This is a genomic window from Ruegeria sp. D3 (assembly GCF_056534465.1).
The window spans coordinates 77,485-95,662 of the sequence record NZ_JBQFPK010000017.1; the positions used below are offsets into that span (position 1 = coordinate 77,485).

Here is an 18,178-nt window from a genome sequence, read left to right on the forward strand (position 1 = left end):
TGACGAGGTCACACAGACCCGGATTTTGCGTGCAACTGCAATGCAGAACGATTCTGCAGGTGGATTACACCCCGTTCCAACGCGACCCATCCCCGGTGTTCGAAATCCTTGAGAATACGCGACATCACCTCGCGTGCGCTGCCCAGCTCAGTGGCAATTCGCTGATGAGTGGTGTGAATGTCGGGGACATCTTTGCCTTGATCCAGCAACCACTGCGCCAGCTTCTGATCCATACGGTTCAGCAAAAGGTCGTCGATGACTTCGGACAGTTCGACGATCCGTTGAGAAAATGCCATGAAAACCGCAGCGCGAAACGCCGAGTCCATAGCCAGTAGCGCGTTGAACCGGTCCCGGCCAATCGCCAGTGCGGTCACTGCCCCTTCGGCATAGCCAAAACCGGAATATGGAATGTCGGACAACATACAAGATGTCGTCATCACACAGCTATCATTGGGACCAACGCGGTACAGCACCACCGTGCGACCAGACGGGCTGGTTTGTTCAACGCGCACGATCCCCGACCGGACAATCAGAAAAACCTGTCCGTAGGCACCCGGAGCAAACAACTGCGCTCCGTCAGGGATTGTCATGCGCGTCCCTTCAGCTTCCAGCCGGTCGAGTATGGCTGTGCTCCAACTTTGATGCGTCACGTAGGTAGCTCCGATTTGCGATGACTCGAACTTAAGCGCTGGCCGCTTTGGGAAAAACCCATACCGCCTGTGACAAATCCACGTCTGGCGGGGCAAGTGACTCAAATTCCCAAATGGGACTGCCCTTGCGAGCCCTATTTCCGCTGCTTCACCAAACCGGCAAAATTGTCAGCCAACGCTGAGGCATCATCCCGATCCATTTTCACAGTCGGCAAGGCCGAGAGATCAAGCCGGGTTCCGCCGTCGAACAACGCCATTATATCAACATCAAATGCAATTTCGCGCGCGCCGCTCTCAAGGTTTAAAGCAAGGCTTTGCTCACGCATATTCTCGTCAAACCCGACATGGTAGACCAGAGGAATAAGCCCATCCTCCCCGCGCAGAGCGCCTTCGGCCAGTACGAACTTGTAGCCGATCTCCCAATTCCACGCCATGCGGCTGTTCGGGTCTACATCTCCGCGCGGCGTGATCGACCCGTTGGTCTGAGCATCCAGACCGATGGCGAAGGAGATTTCCGAGACGGTCTGCAAGGGCATTTCCGGGATAGTTACCTCATATGTTTGGCTACGGCCATCAAACCTGATCAGGTAATAGCTTTCGGGAACCGCAAATTGCCGGGTGCCATCGGAAAACACCACATTGCTTAGAAAAAATCGAAAGTCGCGCAGGCGAAAAGGTTCCCCCCCAATTGGATCGGAATGGACAAATTCATCGAAAATGAAAGGCGCGTCACCGTTCATCGCGTGGAATTCAAGCGTCATCGGAGATTGAGCCGCAACCTGCGCGCTCCACAAGGTCAGACCCAACCCTGCCCCCATCAGCTGTCGTTTTGCCGTTAGAAGATTGATCATGAACAGCACCTTAAAATGGGTTCGAAAACTTTGGATTTGACAAGAATGCTTCGTCCGTGAGCGTGTGCAGAAAGGCGATGATTGCATCTATTTCCACTTCGGTCAGTTGCAGCCCCAATGCCTGTGTCGGGTCGGCCACTTCATTATCTGCCTCGAGGATCAGCGGGCTAAGCGTACTGCTGAGGACGATACCTTCATTGTAGTGGTTCAAAACCTCTCGCAATGTCTCAAAACGCCCATCATGCATATAAGGACCGGTGACTGCGATATTGCGCAGGCTGGGTACTTTGAACTTTCCATGGTCACCATCGTAGTCGGTCGTGGCACTCAGGCCGGGCTTTAGGTCTGTATCGGGGTCTAAACCGTTGTTGCTGAACCCATCAAACCCTTCGGCAAATCCGGCGGTGACAAACTGACTATGGCAATCGATACAGTTCCCTCCGCGCAGTGACGTTTTCACATCCGGATGCGCCATGAACAGTTTGCGCCCATGCTCCTCCTGATCGTTCAACTTGATTTCACCCCGCAGGTAACGATCATATTTGCTGTCGGCGGAAATCAACAGTCGAACAAATGTCGCCAGCGCTTTGGAAACGGCCTGTTCCGAGATTTCGCCGTAAGCAGCGTCAAACATTTCTTGGTAGTGGGCGGAAGCACTCAACTCATCCAACAACGCGTCCAGAGGCTGATTCATCTCAATCGGGTTAAGCAAAGGTTGCAGGGCCTGATGTTCAAGGCTTGGGCTGCGTCCATCCCATAGAAACAGTTGCGGCCCCCAAAGCAGATTGCCTAGGGCCATTGCATTGAAGTCCAGTTCTTCACCGTTATGCCCAACCGACCGCGCGCGGCCATCTGTGAACCCACGAGCCTGTTCGTGACAGGTTGCACAAGACATCGTGTTGTCACCCGACAGGATCGGGTCGTAAAACAGATTTCGACCCAGCTCAAAGGCTTCTTCCGTCAGCGGGTTGTCGGCGGGTACCGTGAACCGGCCAAATACAAAGGGTGCTTGAAAGCCCTCTATCGGCGTAGGATCGGCATGGCCCTGACCATCAAATGAACCAAAAAGCACCGAAGCCAAAACGGCCGTTAGCCCGGTGCAAACGGCCTTTTTGGACTTGGAAGAACGCAGCCTAGTGGTGATGTACGAAGCCCGAGCCAAACAGGCCTTCGACATTTTCGACCCCTTTCCGGTACGTTTCTTTGAAATTCACCGTGCCCAGACGTTCTCCGGTTTCCAGATCATGGACGGTAATTGTGTTGGCATTGACCGACGCGATAAAATCGACATCCGTCGGATCATTCGCTTCAGCATTTCCAAGGTTCAAAAGGTTGTTCTGAACGGCGATCAGATCGCGTCCAGACGCCGAAGTGAAAAAGATCATGTGATGCGCACCTGGATCGGCAACGATATCAGGACCAGACGAGACAAGCTGAGGCAGCTTCGACAAGTCGTAGCGCTTTACGACACCCGGCAGAGCGTGACTGATAAACAGCTCATCCTCGGTTCCATAGAACTCAAGTGGCACGCCTGTGCCGTTTTCAGTGCCGGAATAGATCACTTTGCCTTCGCCAAACGTCTTAGTCTCCGCATCGTAAGGGATGGACCAGGTTTCAAAGCCAAACATCGTATTCACCATGACCGCTGGTTCGATCTCTGGGTGGATCGACGGGCGGGCAAAAAGCACCTCGACCGGAGATGAAGGAAAGCCAATCGGTGTCTCACCTTCGACCGTAATTGTCTGGATAGGTTCAAGCGTATTGAGATCGATTACCGTGATTGAATTGCCAACTCCGGTCGCCAGGTCAGGATGGACTGTTGACGAGATCACCATACGATCTTCAAACGCCGAAATCCCGTGGGGATACATGATGTAAGGCGCACCCTCAGCGATCTCGCTCTTACGGGCCTCAATGACTTTTACGACTTCATTCGTCTGTGGATCAAACACGCCTAATGACCCACCGTCGTCGCCCCCAAGGCCACCCATGAACGTGACAAACATGTACTCGGACCCATTCGACGTGGTCCACATGATGTCTTCACCGACCATCTGGCCTGCGGTGTCTAGACATTCAAAACCTGAGACCTGTGGCGCACCGCTGGAACCGCGGACAAGACCGATTTCTGCCAAACTGCATGTTGGGTCCAGCCCGGTGGCATACAGGCGGCCGTTCGGGCTGTAATACAAGTGATGAAACGGCTCAGCCATATCAGGTTGTTCGGCTTCGCTGAGTATTTTCCCGAAGTTTTCGGATTCCGGATCAAGCTCGACAATCGCGACACTGTGCGACGTGTCCAAAGTTGGCAGTCCGCGCAGCAAAACCATACCCTGACTTTCTTCGCGAGCACTTTCAGCCAGTAGAGATGTTCCGCCCGCAGCGATTAAAATCGGCAAAGCAAACGCGCTGAGTATCCTTGATGTTTTCATATTGATTTCCCCCCCAATATTTACACGAAAACAAACGTAAAACCCTCCTTCTAAGGGCTGCACGGAACATTTGCCTGACCGCCAGTGATCGCATCTTCAACACACCGAAAATGCTGGCACATGTCTAAGACGATAGCGTCTTGCGATTATTCTGTGCACACAAACCTTAACGCACCCCACTCAAAATTTCGAGGTTGCCGCGTGAACGTTGGCTGTTTTAATGCAAACCTTAGCTACTAAATCGCGAGTTTTGCCCGAAATGTACGGGCTGCGCTTGCTCTCAGGAATTGGGTGTCGGCTTAGAACTTGAAAGCATACGTCGTTTCTCGGCCATTGTCTCTCGCCGGCGTCTTTCAATTCCCAGGCGGAAAGACTCCTCTACAAAATCAATATGGTCGAATGCGGCCTGTTCGGCACGCGCCTCGTCGCCCGCAATGACAGCCTCACCCAGTTCTTTGTGCTGTTGCACCAATCGCTCGCCGGTTCCGTCAATGGTTTTCAGGAACTCGCGGTTGTAGAAAACGCCTTGGCGAGTCAATTCATAGATTGAGGCCATCATGTGAATAAGCGTGGCATTCTGGCTTGCGTCGACAATTGCTGCGTGCAACGCAAAATCAGCTTCCCGAGAAGCAGCCGGATCATTCGCGCGCCAAGCTCGGTCGTCTTCGGCCATAATTTCCGTGATCCGTTCTTTGTCGGCCTTAGTCGCGCGGCGCGCGGCCAGTCGCGCAGCAAAGCCTTCTTGTTCGCGGCGATACTCAAGATAGTCGAAAAAGGCAGGCTCGTGGCGTTCGTACAATGCCAGCAAAGCAGGCATCATTGCCTGCCCCGTCAAAGCGGCGACAAAAGTGCCTTCGCCGTGTTGGGTTGTGACCAGACCACGCTCTTCCAGAACATGTAGCGCTTCACGCAGTTTAGGCCGGGACACGCGCAACATCTCTGCCAAATCGCGCTCGGAAGGCAGTTTGCGGCCCTGCTTGAGAATACCTGAAGCAATAAGATCCTCGACCTGGGCAACCACCGCATCTGCAAGCGATTCGTGGCCGATTGGTTCAAAAATCGCAGTTGGTGTCATCACGCGCGGCCTTTTGTGGTTTGGGCTCAGTCGTTCTTACTGGTAAATTAAAATAACCTTTGAGACACCAAACTTCAACTAGTTTCTGCGCACACAGGCTCACCTGACAAATTACCTTAATAGTCTGTTTTAAATTATTTTATTCTGAATTCCTGAACTTCTCGCCCAAAGTCAGAAATTATCTACCGATCGAGACGCAATGCAGTTTATGCCTGCGGCCACATGATCCAGTGGTAAATATAGTTGTTGACTGGATATGTTGGTAAACTTTATTGACCACTTAAGGCGCCGGATAACCTAGCGTCACAGATTGATTGGACTTTGCGTCCGAACCATCCCGGAGGAGAATTCATGAAAAAGACCCTGACGAGCCTTGCAGTCGCTGCCAGCTTGATCGCCGCACCCGCGCTTGCCGCCGACAAGCTGCTGCTGAAAACACCGATCGCCTTCTCGACCGAGCTGCCAGGTCTGGGCTCGCCGATTCCACGCGTGGCCGAGCAGCTGCAGCTGATGTCGGGCGGTACGCTGAAGATGAAGGTCTACGAGCCGGGCAAGCTGGTTCCGCCATTTGAGATTCTGGATGCGGTGTCGACTGGTAAGATCAACTCAGGTTACACCACCGCTGGCTACTGGGCGGGTAAAATCCCCGCCGCACCGCTGTTCTCGGCCGTTCCGTTTGGCCCCGAAGCCGGCGAATACATGGCCTGGATGTATTACGGAAATGGTCGCGCGCTGTATCAGGAAATGTACGACCAGGCGGGCTATAATGTACACGTCATGCCCTGCGCCATCATTGCCCCGGAAACCTCGGGCTGGTTCGCAACCGAGATCAACAGCCCCGAAGATCTGGACGGCCTGAAGATGCGCTTCTTTGGCCTGGGCGGCAAAGTCATGCAGAAGCTGGGCGTTGCAACCTCGTTGCTGCCAGGTGGTGAGATCTTCCCCGCACTGGAAAAAGGCGCAATCGACGCGACCGAGTTTTCGATGCCCGCTATCGATGCTCGCCTGGGCTTCCACAAGCTGGTCAAGTACAACTACTTCCCCGGCTGGCACCAGCAGGCAACCGTGTTCGAATTGATGATCAACAAGGATGTCTGGAACGAAGCCAGCGATCAGCACAAGGCGATCATCGAAAATGCCTGCAAAGCGTCGATGACAGACAGCTTTGCCGAAGGCGAAGCCATTCAGCACGCCGCGTTGCTCGACAACGTCGAAAATAACGGCGTCACCATCAAGCAATGGTCGCCCGAGATGCTGGACACCTTCCGCGCCACTTGGGAAGAAGTTGCTGCTGAAGAAGCTGCAAACGACGCCTTCTTTGCCAAAGTCATGGCCGACATGACTGAGTTCCGCGAAGGCTATGACCTGTGGAAAACAAACGCGTTCCTCCCTCGTCAGTAAATTGAACGACTGACGCGTCCGGGGCGGCGGGCTCCTCCGCCCCGGATATCCAAAGGACCACTGCCTGCAAAGCCTTGATCGCGCCCGCGCCGATCAACCGAGGGAGGATTACCCATGGCCACGCCAAAGAACGTCAATGATCCGGTCGAAGCCTATGAAGGCCTCCTGGAACATCCCGATACAGACCGCCAAAAAATTGCTGTTGCCCTAGACACCAGCGTAAAGGCCGTTGGCCATGTGGTGATGTGGGCCAATGTGCTGCTGATGGCCGCGATTTTCACTCAGGTTTCACTGCGCTATTTGTTCAGCCAGAACTATCCCAAACTGGACGAGATCCAATGGCATTTCTACGGCATCGTGACGATGATCGGTATCTCCTACGCCCTGATCACCGACAGCCATGTGCGTGTGGACGTGCTGCATATGCAGCTTTCCCGCCGCGCTCAGCGGGTGATCGAGGTGATCGGCATCCTGACGCTGCTGACCCCGTTCATCTATCTGATGATCGACCAGGGGTATGATTATTTCTACGAAAGCTTCCGCGTCAACGAACGGTCCGACAGCCCGACCGGCCTGCCAGCACGGTGGGCGTTTAAAGCGGTCATTCCGATCAGTTTCGTACTGCTGGCGCTGGCCGCCCTTGCCCGGCTGATCCATGATGGTCACGCGCTGATCTACGGACCCGAGAGCGAACGCGAAGGCGCGCCGCTGCGCCGTGTCCTGCTGGTTCTGGCCGTCTTTGCCGCGATCTGTGTGGGCCTGACGTTCCTGGTGGAAACCACCGAGGAAAAGCTGGTCATCGCCATGTTCCTGACCTTCATAGCGCTGCTGTTCACCGGCTACCCGGTGGCATGGGTGCTGGCCGGTGTGGGTGTGGCCTATTGCGGGTTGGCCTATCTGTTCGACAACGACCTGATGCTTTGGACGGGGCTGGAAAGCACCTTTACCGGGCTGGACTATCTGACGTTGGGCGCGGTGGTAAATCGGGTCTATGCGACCATGTCCAACGCGGTTCTGGTCGCCCTGCCGATGTTCATCTTCATGGGTCTGATGCTGGACGAATCCGGCGTGGCCGAGCGCCTGATGTCCTCGATGCAGCGCCTCTTTGGCACAGTGCGCGGAGGTTTGGCGATCACCGTGACCCTGATCGGGATCATCCTTGCGGCTTCAACCGGGATCATTGGTGCGTCTGTCGTGTTGCTGGGCGTGCTCTCGCTGCCCTCGATGATGCAGCAGAAATATCAACCGACACTGGCCGCTGGCGTGGTTTCCGCGTCCGGTACGCTGGGCATTCTGATCCCGCCCTCGATCATGTTGGTGATCATGGCCGACCAGATGGCGCTGTCGGTGGGTGATTTGTTCATGGCCGCCGTCTTCCCGGGTGTGATCATCGGTGGGCTGTATTTGAGCTATATCTTCATCCTTGCGCTGATAAAACGTGACGCGGCCCCTGTACCCGAAGGCGCCAAGGCCCCCGATTGGGTCGCCGTCAAGGACGTGCTGATCGCGGTCATCCCGACACTGATGCTGATCCTCGCCGTGCTCGGTTCGATCTTTGCGGGCCTGACTACGCCGACCGAAGCGTCGGGCATCGGGGCACTGGGTGCGACCCTGCTGGCCTTGGGCTATCGCAAGCTAACCTTCCAAAAGCTGTGGAACGTCCTGGTGTCGACCTTCAACACAACCGCCTATATCTTTGCGATTTTCCTAGGCGCGACCGTGTTCTCTTATGTACTGCGCGAACTTGGCGGCGATGAGCTGATCGAACATGTGGTTCAGTCCACCGGCTTTGGAGCCAATGGCACGATCCTGTTCATCCTGTTCATCGTTTTCCTGCTGGGCTTTGTGCTGGACTGGATCGAGATCACCCTGATCGTCCTGCCCCTGATGCGCCCGATCGTGAATGGGCTGGGCATCGACATCCCCGGCTTTGGCGTCTTGGACGAACCCGCGCTGGTCTGGTTCGTGATCCTAGTGGCAGTCACGCTGCAAACCAGCTTCCTGACACCTCCGGTTGGCTTTGCCTTGTTCTATCTCAAAGGTGTTTGCCCGCCAGAGATTAAACTGACCGACATCTACAAGGGCATCATCCCGTTTGTCCTGCTGCAACTGACCGGGCTAGCGTTGGTCTTCCTGTGGCCCACATTGGCCACCTGGCTGCCATCCGTCGCGTATTGATAGGAGGAAGAGACATGCGTCTGACCGATTGCCATAACTTCCACGATTTCCGCCAACTGGCCAAGCGCCGCCTGCCGGGACCGATCTTCAACTATATCGACGGCGGCGCGGATGATGAGGTGACGTATCGCGAGAACACAAACGCCTTTGATCGCTGCGATCTGCTGCCATCGGTGTTGCGCGGGGTGAAGGACGTGGACATGTCCGTCACCGTCATGGGGCAAAAGCTGGACATGCCGATCTATTGCTCGCCCACCGCGCTGCAGCGCCTGTTCCACCATCAGGGCGAGCGCGCCGTGGCGGCAGCGGCCGAGAAATACGGGACTATGTTCGGCGTATCCTCGCTGGGCACCGTTTCGCTGGAGGAACTACGCCAGAAACACAAAAACCCGCAGGTCTACCAGTTCTACTTCCACAAAGACCGGGGCCTGAACTCGGCCATGATGCAGCGCGCCAAAGAGGCGGGTGTCGAGGTGATGATGTTGACCGTAGACAGCATCACCGGCGGCAATCGCGAACGTGACCTGCGCACGGGATTCTCGATCCCGTTCCGGCTGACGCTGGGCGGCATGATCCAGTTTGCGATCAAACCGATGTGGGGCATCAACTATGTCACGCACGAGAAATTCCGCCTGCCGCAACTGGATGAACACGTGGACATGAGCGGCGGAGCCAGCTCGATCGGTGGCTATTTCACCGAAATGCTGGACCCATCGATGAACTGGGACGATGTGGCCCAGATGGTACGGGAATGGGACGGTCAGTTCTGCCTTAAGGGGATCATGACCGTCGAGGACGCCCGCCGCGCGGCCGAGATCGGCTGCACCGGGATCATCCTGTCGAACCATGGCGGTCGCCAGTTGGACGGCTCGCGCACACCTTTCGACCAACTGGCCGAGATCGTGGATGCGGTGGGTGACAAGCTGGACGTGATGATGGACAGCGGCATTCAACGCGGCACCCATGTGCTGAAGGCGCTGTCTATGGGGGCCAAAGCGGTTGGTGTCGGACGGCACTATCTGTATCCGCTGGCGGCTGCTGGACAGCCCGGTGTCGAACGCGCGTTGGGGCTGATGCGGGCCGAGATCGAGCGCGACATGAAGCTGATGGGCGTCACGCGGGTTGATCAACTGTCGCGCGCCAATCTGCGGTTTCGCGACCCGGTGACGGTTCAGGGGTTGGCGCATCGGAACGCAGCATGACCAACGATGCCCTCATATCCGACTTCCGCGCAATCGTCGGGTCACGCCATGTGCTGACTGGCGCACGCGCCACCGAGCGGTTCCGCCGCGGGTTCAGGTCGGGTGAGGGCGAGGCGCTGTGCGTCGTGCAACCCGGCACCCTGCTTGAGCAGTGGAAAGTTCTTCAAGCCTGCGTTGCCGCCGACAAGATCGTCATCATGCAGGCCGCCAATACCGGCCTGACAGAAGGGTCCACACCCTCGGGTCGCTATGACCGCGATGTGGTTCTGATCAATACCCGTCGCATGGATACTCTGGTTCCGCTGAACGGCGGCGAACAAGTCATCAGCTTTCCCGGCGCCACGCTCTTTGCACTGGAAAAGTTGCTGGACCCAATGGGGCGTGAGCCGCACTCGGTGATCGGATCTTCGTGCATCGGGGCCTCGATTGTGGGCGGGGTCTGCAACAATTCGGGCGGTTCATTGGTTGAACGCGGGCCGGTTTACACCGAGCTGTCGGTCTATGCCCGCATCACCGAAACCGGCACGTTAGAGCTGGTCAACCATCTGGGCATCGATCTGGGTGAGACGTCGGAACAGATCCTGTCAAATCTCGATGCTGGTCAGTTCGAGCGCAATCCGGGGGCCACGAATAAACGCGCCTCGGCCAATGACTATGCGCAGATCGTGCGCGACGTGGATGCCGAAACGCCCGCACGATACAATGCGGACAAGGCGAAGCTGTTTGAATCTGCGGGTTCAGCCGGAAAAATGGCTGTGTTTGCCGTGCGTCTGGACACTTTCGCCAAGAACGAGGCTGAACAGGTTTTCTATATCGGAACCAACTCCCCAGACGATCTGGCCGAGTTGCGCCGGCATATACTGTCGCAATTCGCGTCCCTGCCAGTCTCGGCCGAGTACATGCAGCGCGACGTGTTCGACATCACTAAGACCTACGGTAAGGACACAGTGTGGATGATCGACAAGCTGGGCACGGACCGCTTGCCGATGTTCTTTGCGCTGAAGGGCGCGGTGGATGCACGTTTGCGGCGCATTCCTTTTCTGCGCAATTTCACCGACCGGTTCATGCAGGCCGCAGTCAGCCTCCTGCCGCAGGTCCTGCCCAAGAGGATGACCGAATACCGAGACGCCTATGAACATCATCTGATCCTGAAGATGAAGGACGAGGGCATCGAGGCGATCCGCGACTGGTTGCCCGGCTTCTTCGAAGGACGCGATGCAGGTTTCTTCGAATGCACGCCACACGAAGCCAAGATCGCGGGCCTGCACCGGTTTGCTGCTGCGGGCGCTGCGGTGCGCTATATGGCGATCCACGCAGATGAGGTCGAGGACATCATCGCGCTGGACGTAGCCCTGCGCCGCAATGATCGTGATTGGCTTGAGGTTTTGCCGCCCGAGATCAGCGATCAGATTGTACACAAACTCTACTATGGCCACTTCATGTGTCACGTGATGCACCAGGACTATGTGGTGCGCAAAGGCGCCGATCCCAAAGCACTGAAAGCTGCGATGCTAGAGCTGTTCGACGCGCGTGGTGCCGAATATCCGGCGGAACATAATGTCGGGCATCTCTATAAGGCCAAACCCGACCTTGCGGCGCATTACACGTGTTGCGATCCGACAAACTCTTTCAATCCGGGGATCGGCAAAATGTCAAAATCCCGCAACTATGGCGAAGGGATCAAGTAAATCGCCCAAGGCTATGCGTGACCCTTTTTCAGATAGTTTAACGTTAAACTTTTCCTGAGACGCATAGCTGGTATTCCGCTCAGGCCTATCCGTACGCTGAAAATTACGCTACGTAACAAGGCGAGTTAGGTCACAGTTACTGACTAATTGGAGGAATTGAAAATGACACGTACTGCCCTTGTAACTGGTGGTAGCCGGGGTATCGGCGAAGCGATTTCCAGAAAGTTAAAGGCTGAAGGATATAATGTCGCCGCGACTTATGCGGGCAATGATGAAAAGGCCGCAGCCTTCACCGCCGAAACCGGTATCAAGACTTACAAGTGGAATGTAGCCGACTACGAAGCCTCGGCCGCAGGTATCGCCCAAGTCGAAGCGGACCTTGGACCCATCGACGTTGTCGTGGCCAATGCAGGCATCACCCGCGATGCACCATTCCACAAAATGACCCCGGACCAGTGGAAAGACGTGATCGACACCAACCTGACCGGTGTGTTCAACACCGTCCACCCCGTCTGGCCCGGTATGCGCGAGCGCAAATTCGGTCGCATCATCGTCATCAGCTCGATCAACGGCCAGAAAGGTCAGTTCGCGCAGGTGAACTATGCTGCGACCAAGGCGGGCGATCTGGGTATCGTAAAATCGCTGGCGCAGGAAGGCGCACGCGCGGGCATCACCGCCAACGCGATCTGCCCCGGATATATCGCAACCGAGATGGTCATGGCCGTACCCGAGAAGGTGCGCGAGTCGATCATAGCCCAAATCCCGGCGGGACGGCTGGGCGAGCCCGAGGAGATCGCCCGCTGCGTGGCCTTCCTGGCCTCGGATGACAGTCAGTTCATCAACGGCTCGACCATCTCTGCCAACGGCGCGCAGTTCTTCAGCTAACGCCCGGACATACACAGGAAAGGACCCTGCCACATGAAAGACCTTGAACCCGACATCGACCCAATCGAGTCTCAGGAGTGGCAGGACGCCATCGAAGACGTCATCGAACGGGATGGCGCCAATCGCGCACATTTCCTGCTGGACAAAGCGGTGCAAAAGGCGCGCGCTGCTGGGGCGACCCTGCCGTTTTCGGCAACCACGCCCTATCAGAACACCATTCCTGTCGATGATCAGTATGCCTTTCCCGGCGATCAGGACATGGAATGGCGCATTCGCACGATCAACCGCTGGAACGCGATGGCCACCGTGGTGCGGCGCAACAAGGTCAGCAGCGAATATGGTGGCCACATCGCCTCATTCGCGTCGTCGGCGGTCATGTATGACATTGGCCTGAACCACTTTTGGCGGTCGAAATCAGCGATCCATGGCGGCGATCTGGTGTTCTTTCAGGGCCACGTGATCCCCGGCATCTATGCCCGGTCCTTCATGGAGGGTCGCATCAGCGAAGAGCAGTTGGAAAACTTCCGCTCGGAAGTCAGCGGAGGTGGTCTGTCCAGCTATCCCCACCCGTGGCTGATGCCGGATTACTGGCAGTTCCCGACCGTTTCGATGGGTCTGGGCCCATTGATGGCGATCTATCAGGCACGATTTATGAAATACATGCACAACCGGGGCCATATCGACATGGCGGACCGCAAGGTGTGGTGTTTCCTGGGCGATGGCGAGATGGACGAACCCGAAAGCCGGGGTGCGATCGACCTTGCCGTGCGCGAAGGTCTGGACAACCTGATCTTTGTCATCAACTGCAATCTGCAACGCTTGGATGGCCCGGTACGCGGCAACGGCAAGATCGTGCAAGAGCTTGAGGGCGACTTCCGCGGCGCAGGCTGGAACGTCATCAAACTGCTCTGGGGCAAAGGCTGGGATCAGCTGTTGGAGAAAGACACCACCGGCCGACTGCGCCAGTTGATGGATGAGACGGTCGATGGGGACTACCAGACCTTCAAATCCAAGGACGGCGCTTATATCCGCGAACATTTCTTTGGCAAATACCCCGAGACTGCCGCTTTGGTCGAAGACTGGACCGACGATCAAATCTGGGCGCTGCGCCGGGGCGGACACGACCCTGAGAAAGTCTTTACCGCGTTCAAACGCGCAACCGAGAATGAGGGCACTCCAACCTGCCTGTTGGTGAAAACCGTAAAAGGCTATGGCATGGGCTCGGCTGGTGAAGGTCAAAACACCACGCACCAGCAAAAGAAACTGGCCGAAGATCAACTGCGCGCCTTCCGCGACCGGTTCCAAATCCCGGTTAGCGACGAAGATCTGCCAAACGCGCCATTCGTGTCGCTGAACAATGCACAGAAGGCTTATCTCGCAGACCGGCGCAAAGCTTTGGGGGGGGAATTCCCCAAACGCGACAGCACCGCACCCGCTCTGGATATCCCGGACCTGTCCAAGTTCGAAGCGCAGCTCAAAGGCACCGGGGAGCGCGAGATTTCGACCACCATGGCCTTTGTCCGCATCTTGACAACGCTGCTGCGTGACAAAGGGATCGGCAAAAACGTGGTTCCGATCGTGCCCGATGAAAGCCGCACTTTCGGGATGGAAGGGCTATTCCGCTCGGTTGGCATCTACAACCCGGCGGGTCAGAACTATACCCCCGAAGATGCCGATCAGATGATGTTCTACAAGGAAACGACCAACGGTCAGGTCCTGCAGGAAGGCATCAACGAGGCTGGAGCCATGGCCGACTGGATCGCGGCGGCGACGTCCTATTCCAACCACGGCGTGGCGATGATCCCGTTCTTCATCTACTACTCGATGTTCGGGTTCCAGCGGATTGGCGATCTGGCCTGGGCTGCGGGTGACAGCCGCGCGCGGGGCTTCATGCTGGGCGGCACTGCCGGACGGACCACGTTGAACGGCGAAGGGTTGCAGCACGAGGATGGGCACAGCCATATCCTTGCGGGCACCATTCCGAATTGCATCACCTATGACCCGACCTTCAGCTATGAGGTCGCAGTGATCATCCAGAACGGCCTGCAACGGATGTATGGTAATCAGGAGGATATCTATTTCTACCTGACCCTGATGAACGAAAACTATGCCCACCCCGACATGCCAATGGGCGCGGAAGAAGGCATCATCAAGGGGCTTTACCGGTTCCAGGAGGTCAAAAAGCCCGGCAAGAAGCACGTCAATCTGATGGGCTCGGGCACCATTCTGGTTCAGGCGATGAAAGCCGCCGAGATGCTGAAGAAAGATTTCGGCGTGACCTCGGATATCTGGTCGGCAACCTCGTTCAACGAACTGGCCCGCGATGGTCAGGACGCGGCGCGCGCCAACCGTCTGGACCCGCTGGCCGAAGAACGTGTGCCTTACGTGACCGAGCGGCTGTCCAAAGCCAAGGGCCCGATCATCGCAGCCACCGACTATATGAAGAACTACGCCGAACAGATCCGCGCCTTTGTGCCGGGCCGCTACACCGTGCTGGGCACGGATGGCTATGGCCGCTCGGACAGCCGGGTGAACCTGCGCCGGTTCTTCGAGGTCGACGCCAACCACATCGCGGCGACCGCCATGGTCGATTTGTACCGCGAAGGTGCCGTGACCAAGGCCGAGCTCGAGAAAGCGCTCAAGACATATGAAATTGACGGCGACAAGCCGAACCCCCGGTTGGTTTAAGGCCACGGGGCACGAGGAGACATAGACATGGCAATCGAAGTAACAGTCCCGGATATCGGGGATTTCTCGGACGTTCCCGTCATCAGCATTCTGGTCTCGGTCGGTGACACCATCGCCGCCGAAGATCCACTGATCGAGTTGGAAAGCGACAAGGCAACAATGGAGGTTCCCTCCCCGGCCGCTGGTGTCGTCAAGGAAATCAAAGTGGCCGAGGGCGACAACGTGTCTGAGGGAGCGCTGATCCTGCTGCTGGAAGGCGAAGGGGCCTCTGCCCCTCCGGCCGAGACTGCGCCCGCACCTGCTGCCGCACCTGCTACCGCTCCGGCAGCGCCTGCTGCCTCGGCACCCGCACCCGTTGTGGATGGTGGGTTCGGCAAGGCCCACGCCTCGCCATCGGTGCGCGCCTTTGCGCGTCAGTTGGATATTGACCTGTCCAAGGTCAACGGCTCAGGCCGTAAGGGTCGTATCTTGCGCGAAGACGTCACCAAGTTCCTGAAGACCTCAACCGCGGCGGGCCCGGCGGCCGCCGGGGCCGCAGGCGGAATGGGCATTCCGCCGATCCCGGTTGTCGATTTCTCGAAATTCGGCCCCGTGGAAGATGTGGAGATGCCGCGGATCAAAAAGCTGTCGGGCCCTGCCCTGCATCGGTCCTGGCTGAATATCCCGCATGTGACGCATAATGACGAGGCGGACATCACTGATCTGGACAAGTACCGCAAGGAAATGGACACGATGGCCAAGGAAGAAGGCTATCGCGTTACCCTGCTCAGCTTTGTCGTCAAAGCCTCGGTCAGTGCGTTGAAACAGTATTGGGAGTTCAACTCGTCCATCCACCCCGATGGCGACAAGCTGATCCGCAAATCCTACTACAATATCGGTTTCGCGGCTGACACGCCCAACGGGCTGGTGGTTCCGGTCATCAAGGACGCCGACCGTAAGGGGATTGTCGAGATTTCCAAGGACCTGATGGAGCTGTCTGGCAAGGCCCGCGCAGGTGAGCTGAAGTCAAACGACATGCAGGGCGCGACCTTCACGATCTCGTCGTTGGGCGGTATCGGCGGCACGCATTTCACGCCCATCGTCAACGCACCCGAGGTGGCTATCTTGGGCCTGACCCGCTCGAAAATGGCGCCAGTCTGGAATGGCGAGGAATTTGTGCCGCGCCTGATGCAGCCAATGTCGCTTAGCTATGACCACCGTGCCGTCGATGGCGCCTTGGCTGCGCGCTTCTGCGTAACGCTCAAGACGCTGTTGGGCGATATGCGCAAGCTGATGTGGTAAGGAGAGATCAGATGGACGTCAAAGTACCCGATATCGGTGATTTCTCCGATGTACCCGTGATCAGCATTCTTGTCTCGGTCGGCGATACTGTCGCCGCCGAGGACCCACTGATCGAACTGGAATCCGACAAAGCCACGATGGAGGTCCCCTCCCCCGCCGCAGGCAAAGTGGTTTCGATTGCCGTGTCCGAAGGCGATAACGTCTCGGAAGGTGCGTTGATCCTGACATTGGAAGCCGCCGATGGGGCCGCGCCCGAAGCTGCTCCGGCAGAGGCCCACGCCGCCGCGCCGCAAGCCGTGGCCGCCACCGGCACGGCGACTGGTCAGGGCGATGTGCATGCCGAAGTGGTTGTGCTGGGCTCTGGCCCCGGTGGTTACACCGCCGCTTTCCGTGCTGCCGATCTGGGCAAGAAGGTGGTCATGATCGAACGCAACCCGACACTGGGCGGCGTCTGCCTGAACGTGGGTTGTATCCCTTCGAAGGCGCTGCTGCACGTGGCCAAGGTCATCACCGAAGCCGAAGAGATGGGCGCACACGGGGTTAGCTTCGGTAAACCGAAGATCGACCTGGACGAGCTGCGCGCCTTCAAGGACAGCGTTGTCGGCAAGCTGACCGGCGGACTGGACGGCCTGTCCAAAGGCCGCAAGGTTCAGATCGTGCGCGGCTATGGCCGTTTCTCGGGCCCGAACATGATCGAAGTTGTGGGCGATGATGGCATGACTACCGTTTCCTTCGAACAGTGTATCATCGCTGCGGGCTCTGAACCGGTTGAATTGCCTTTCATCCCGCATGACGACGATCGCGTGATCGACTCGACCGGGGCGTTGGAACTGGCGGATGTGCCCAAACGGATGCTGGTTCTTGGTGGTGGTATAATCGGTCTGGAAATGGCTTGTGTATATGACGCTTTGGGGTCGAACATCACCGTGGTCGAACTGATGGATCAGATCATCCCCGGTGCCGACAAGGACATCGTCAAACCCTTGATGAACCGCATTAAGGGCCGGTACGAGAACATCTTCCTCAAGACTAAAGTGACCGCGATTGAGCCTCAGAAAAAGGGCCTGAAAGTCACGTTCGAGGATGACAAGGGCGAAAGCTTCACCGACACGTTCGACAAGGTGCTGGTCGCCGTGGGCCGCAAGCCCAATGGCAAGCTGATCGACGCAGAAAAGGCGGGTGTTGCGGTGGATAAACGTGGCTTTATCGCCGTGGACAACCAGCAGCGCACAGGCGTGCCGCATATTTTCGCCATCGGTGATCTGGTCGGCCAGCCCATGCTGGCACACAAGGCAGTGCATGAAGGTAAGGTCGCCGCCGAAGTGGCCGCTGGTCACAAGCGGTTCTTCGACGCCAAGCTTATACCCTCGGTCGCTTATACCGACCCCGAGGTCGCATGGTGTGGCCTGACCGAGACCGAGGCCAAGGCCAAAGGCATCAAGGTCGAAAAAGGCGTGTTCCCTTGGGCTGCATCAGGCAAATCCCTGTCCAATGGCCGGTCCGAAGGCATCACAAAATTGCTTTTCGATCCCGAAGATCAACGCGTAGTGGGGTCCTGCATCGTGGGCACGAACGCGGGTGACTTGATCGCCGAGACAGCTCTGGCCATCGAGATGGGCGCAGATGCGGTCGATCTCGGTCACACGATCCACCCTCACCCGACGCTCAGCGAGACGGTAAATTTCGCGGCCGAAATGTTCGAAGGCACGATCACCGACCTGATGCCACCCAAAAAACGCCACTAGGACCTGACCCATGAAGCTAGGCACACCAAAGGAAATACTGGACGGTGAGAACCGGGTCGCGATGACGCCCGAGTCCGCTTTGCAGTTGCAGAAACTTGGCTA

Annotated in this window: 13 protein-coding genes; 8 read left to right on the forward strand and 5 right to left on the reverse strand. The window is 57.2% G+C overall.

The genetic code is table 11. The features are described 5' to 3' along the window. Positions 1 to 8: 8 nt before the first annotated feature. From ACR0DX_RS20045 to ACR0DX_RS20065, 5 genes are all read right to left on the reverse strand, one after another. Positions 9 to 650, reverse strand: a complete 642-nt coding sequence (locus tag ACR0DX_RS20045) for a Crp/Fnr family transcriptional regulator (protein ID WP_170356490.1) — start codon at positions 648 to 650, stop codon at positions 9 to 11. Positions 651 to 784: 134 nt separating this feature from the next. After that, complete coding sequence (locus ACR0DX_RS20050) at positions 785 to 1,501, reverse strand: MbnP family protein (RefSeq protein WP_170356491.1); 717 nt, start codon at positions 1,499 to 1,501, stop codon at positions 785 to 787. Positions 1,502 to 1,511: 10 nt separating this feature from the next. After that, complete coding sequence (locus ACR0DX_RS20055; protein WP_170356492.1) at positions 1,512 to 2,678, reverse strand: cytochrome-c peroxidase; 1,167 nt, start codon at positions 2,676 to 2,678, stop codon at positions 1,512 to 1,514. Further along, positions 2,635 to 3,933 (reverse strand): hypothetical protein, encoded by a 1,299-nt coding sequence (locus ACR0DX_RS20060; RefSeq protein ID WP_480847162.1) that lies wholly within the window; start codon positions 3,931 to 3,933, stop codon positions 2,635 to 2,637. The genes ACR0DX_RS20055 and ACR0DX_RS20060 overlap by 44 nt, the downstream gene beginning before the upstream one ends. A gap of 280 nt (positions 3,934 to 4,213) precedes the next feature. Beyond that, positions 4,214 to 5,008, reverse strand: coding sequence for a FadR/GntR family transcriptional regulator (locus ACR0DX_RS20065; protein WP_170356493.1), 795 nt, complete (start codon positions 5,006 to 5,008; stop codon positions 4,214 to 4,216). A gap of 351 nt (positions 5,009 to 5,359) precedes the next feature. On the opposite strand from ACR0DX_RS20065, the gene ACR0DX_RS20070 reads away from it, so the two are divergent. From ACR0DX_RS20070 to lpdA, 8 genes are all read left to right on the forward strand, one after another. Next, complete coding sequence (locus tag ACR0DX_RS20070) at positions 5,360 to 6,409, forward strand: TRAP transporter substrate-binding protein (RefSeq protein WP_170356494.1); 1,050 nt, start codon at positions 5,360 to 5,362, stop codon at positions 6,407 to 6,409. A gap of 114 nt (positions 6,410 to 6,523) precedes the next feature. Further along, positions 6,524 to 8,587: a TRAP transporter large permease subunit gene (locus ACR0DX_RS20075; RefSeq protein WP_170356495.1), complete on the forward strand. Its 2,064-nt coding sequence runs from the start codon at positions 6,524 to 6,526 to the stop codon at positions 8,585 to 8,587. Positions 8,588 to 8,601: 14 nt separating this feature from the next. Continuing rightward, the gene (locus tag ACR0DX_RS20080; RefSeq protein ID WP_170356496.1) at positions 8,602 to 9,789 is read left to right on the forward strand and encodes an alpha-hydroxy acid oxidase; all 1,188 of its coding nucleotides are present in this window, start codon (positions 8,602 to 8,604) and stop codon (positions 9,787 to 9,789) included. Next, positions 9,786 to 11,477 carry a D-lactate dehydrogenase gene (gene dld / locus ACR0DX_RS20085; protein ID WP_480847166.1) on the forward strand — a complete coding sequence of 564 codons (1,692 nt, stop codon included), beginning with the start codon at positions 9,786 to 9,788 and terminating at the stop codon, positions 11,475 to 11,477. The genes ACR0DX_RS20080 and dld overlap by 4 nt, the downstream gene beginning before the upstream one ends. A gap of 162 nt (positions 11,478 to 11,639) precedes the next feature. Continuing rightward, entirely contained in the window at positions 11,640 to 12,362 is a 723-nt protein-coding gene (phbB, locus tag ACR0DX_RS20090; protein ID WP_170356498.1) for an acetoacetyl-CoA reductase, read from the forward strand. A gap of 33 nt (positions 12,363 to 12,395) precedes the next feature. Beyond that, positions 12,396 to 15,050, forward strand: coding sequence for a pyruvate dehydrogenase (acetyl-transferring), homodimeric type (gene aceE, locus ACR0DX_RS20095; RefSeq protein WP_480847168.1), 2,655 nt, complete (start codon positions 12,396 to 12,398; stop codon positions 15,048 to 15,050). 27 nt (positions 15,051 to 15,077) lie between these two features. Continuing rightward, positions 15,078 to 16,331, forward strand: coding sequence for a dihydrolipoyllysine-residue acetyltransferase (gene aceF / locus ACR0DX_RS20100; RefSeq protein WP_480847171.1), 1,254 nt, complete (start codon positions 15,078 to 15,080; stop codon positions 16,329 to 16,331). 11 nt (positions 16,332 to 16,342) lie between these two features. Beyond that, positions 16,343 to 18,076 carry a dihydrolipoyl dehydrogenase gene (lpdA, locus tag ACR0DX_RS20105; RefSeq protein WP_170356501.1) on the forward strand — a complete coding sequence of 578 codons (1,734 nt, stop codon included), beginning with the start codon at positions 16,343 to 16,345 and terminating at the stop codon, positions 18,074 to 18,076. The last annotated feature ends 102 nt before the right edge of the window (positions 18,077 to 18,178 follow it).

What these genes read in the sequence shown, in the direction of transcription:
- lpdA (WP_170356501.1), top strand. Translation starts at nt 16,343, where the DNA reads ATGGACGTCAAAGTACCCGATATCGGTGATTTCTCCGATGTACCCGTG.
- aceE (WP_480847168.1), top strand. Translation starts at nt 12,396, where the DNA reads ATGAAAGACCTTGAACCCGACATCGACCCAATCGAGTCTCAGGAGTGG.
- ACR0DX_RS20075 (WP_170356495.1), top strand. Translation starts at nt 6,524, where the DNA reads ATGGCCACGCCAAAGAACGTCAATGATCCGGTCGAAGCCTATGAAGGC.
- ACR0DX_RS20050 (WP_170356491.1), bottom strand. Translation starts at nt 1,501, where the DNA reads ATGATCAATCTTCTAACGGCAAAACGACAGCTGATGGGGGCAGGGTTG.
- ACR0DX_RS20065 (WP_170356493.1), bottom strand. Translation starts at nt 5,008, where the DNA reads ATGACACCAACTGCGATTTTTGAACCAATCGGCCACGAATCGCTTGCA.
- phbB (WP_170356498.1), top strand. Translation starts at nt 11,640, where the DNA reads ATGACACGTACTGCCCTTGTAACTGGTGGTAGCCGGGGTATCGGCGAA.
- ACR0DX_RS20060 (WP_480847162.1), bottom strand. Translation starts at nt 3,933, where the DNA reads ATGAAAACATCAAGGATACTCAGCGCGTTTGCTTTGCCGATTTTAATC.
- ACR0DX_RS20080 (WP_170356496.1), top strand. Translation starts at nt 8,602, where the DNA reads ATGCGTCTGACCGATTGCCATAACTTCCACGATTTCCGCCAACTGGCC.
- aceF (WP_480847171.1), top strand. Translation starts at nt 15,078, where the DNA reads ATGGCAATCGAAGTAACAGTCCCGGATATCGGGGATTTCTCGGACGTT.
- ACR0DX_RS20070 (WP_170356494.1), top strand. Translation starts at nt 5,360, where the DNA reads ATGAAAAAGACCCTGACGAGCCTTGCAGTCGCTGCCAGCTTGATCGCC.
- ACR0DX_RS20055 (WP_170356492.1), bottom strand. Translation starts at nt 2,678, where the DNA reads ATGTCGAAGGCCTGTTTGGCTCGGGCTTCGTACATCACCACTAGGCTG.
- dld (WP_480847166.1), top strand. Translation starts at nt 9,786, where the DNA reads ATGACCAACGATGCCCTCATATCCGACTTCCGCGCAATCGTCGGGTCA.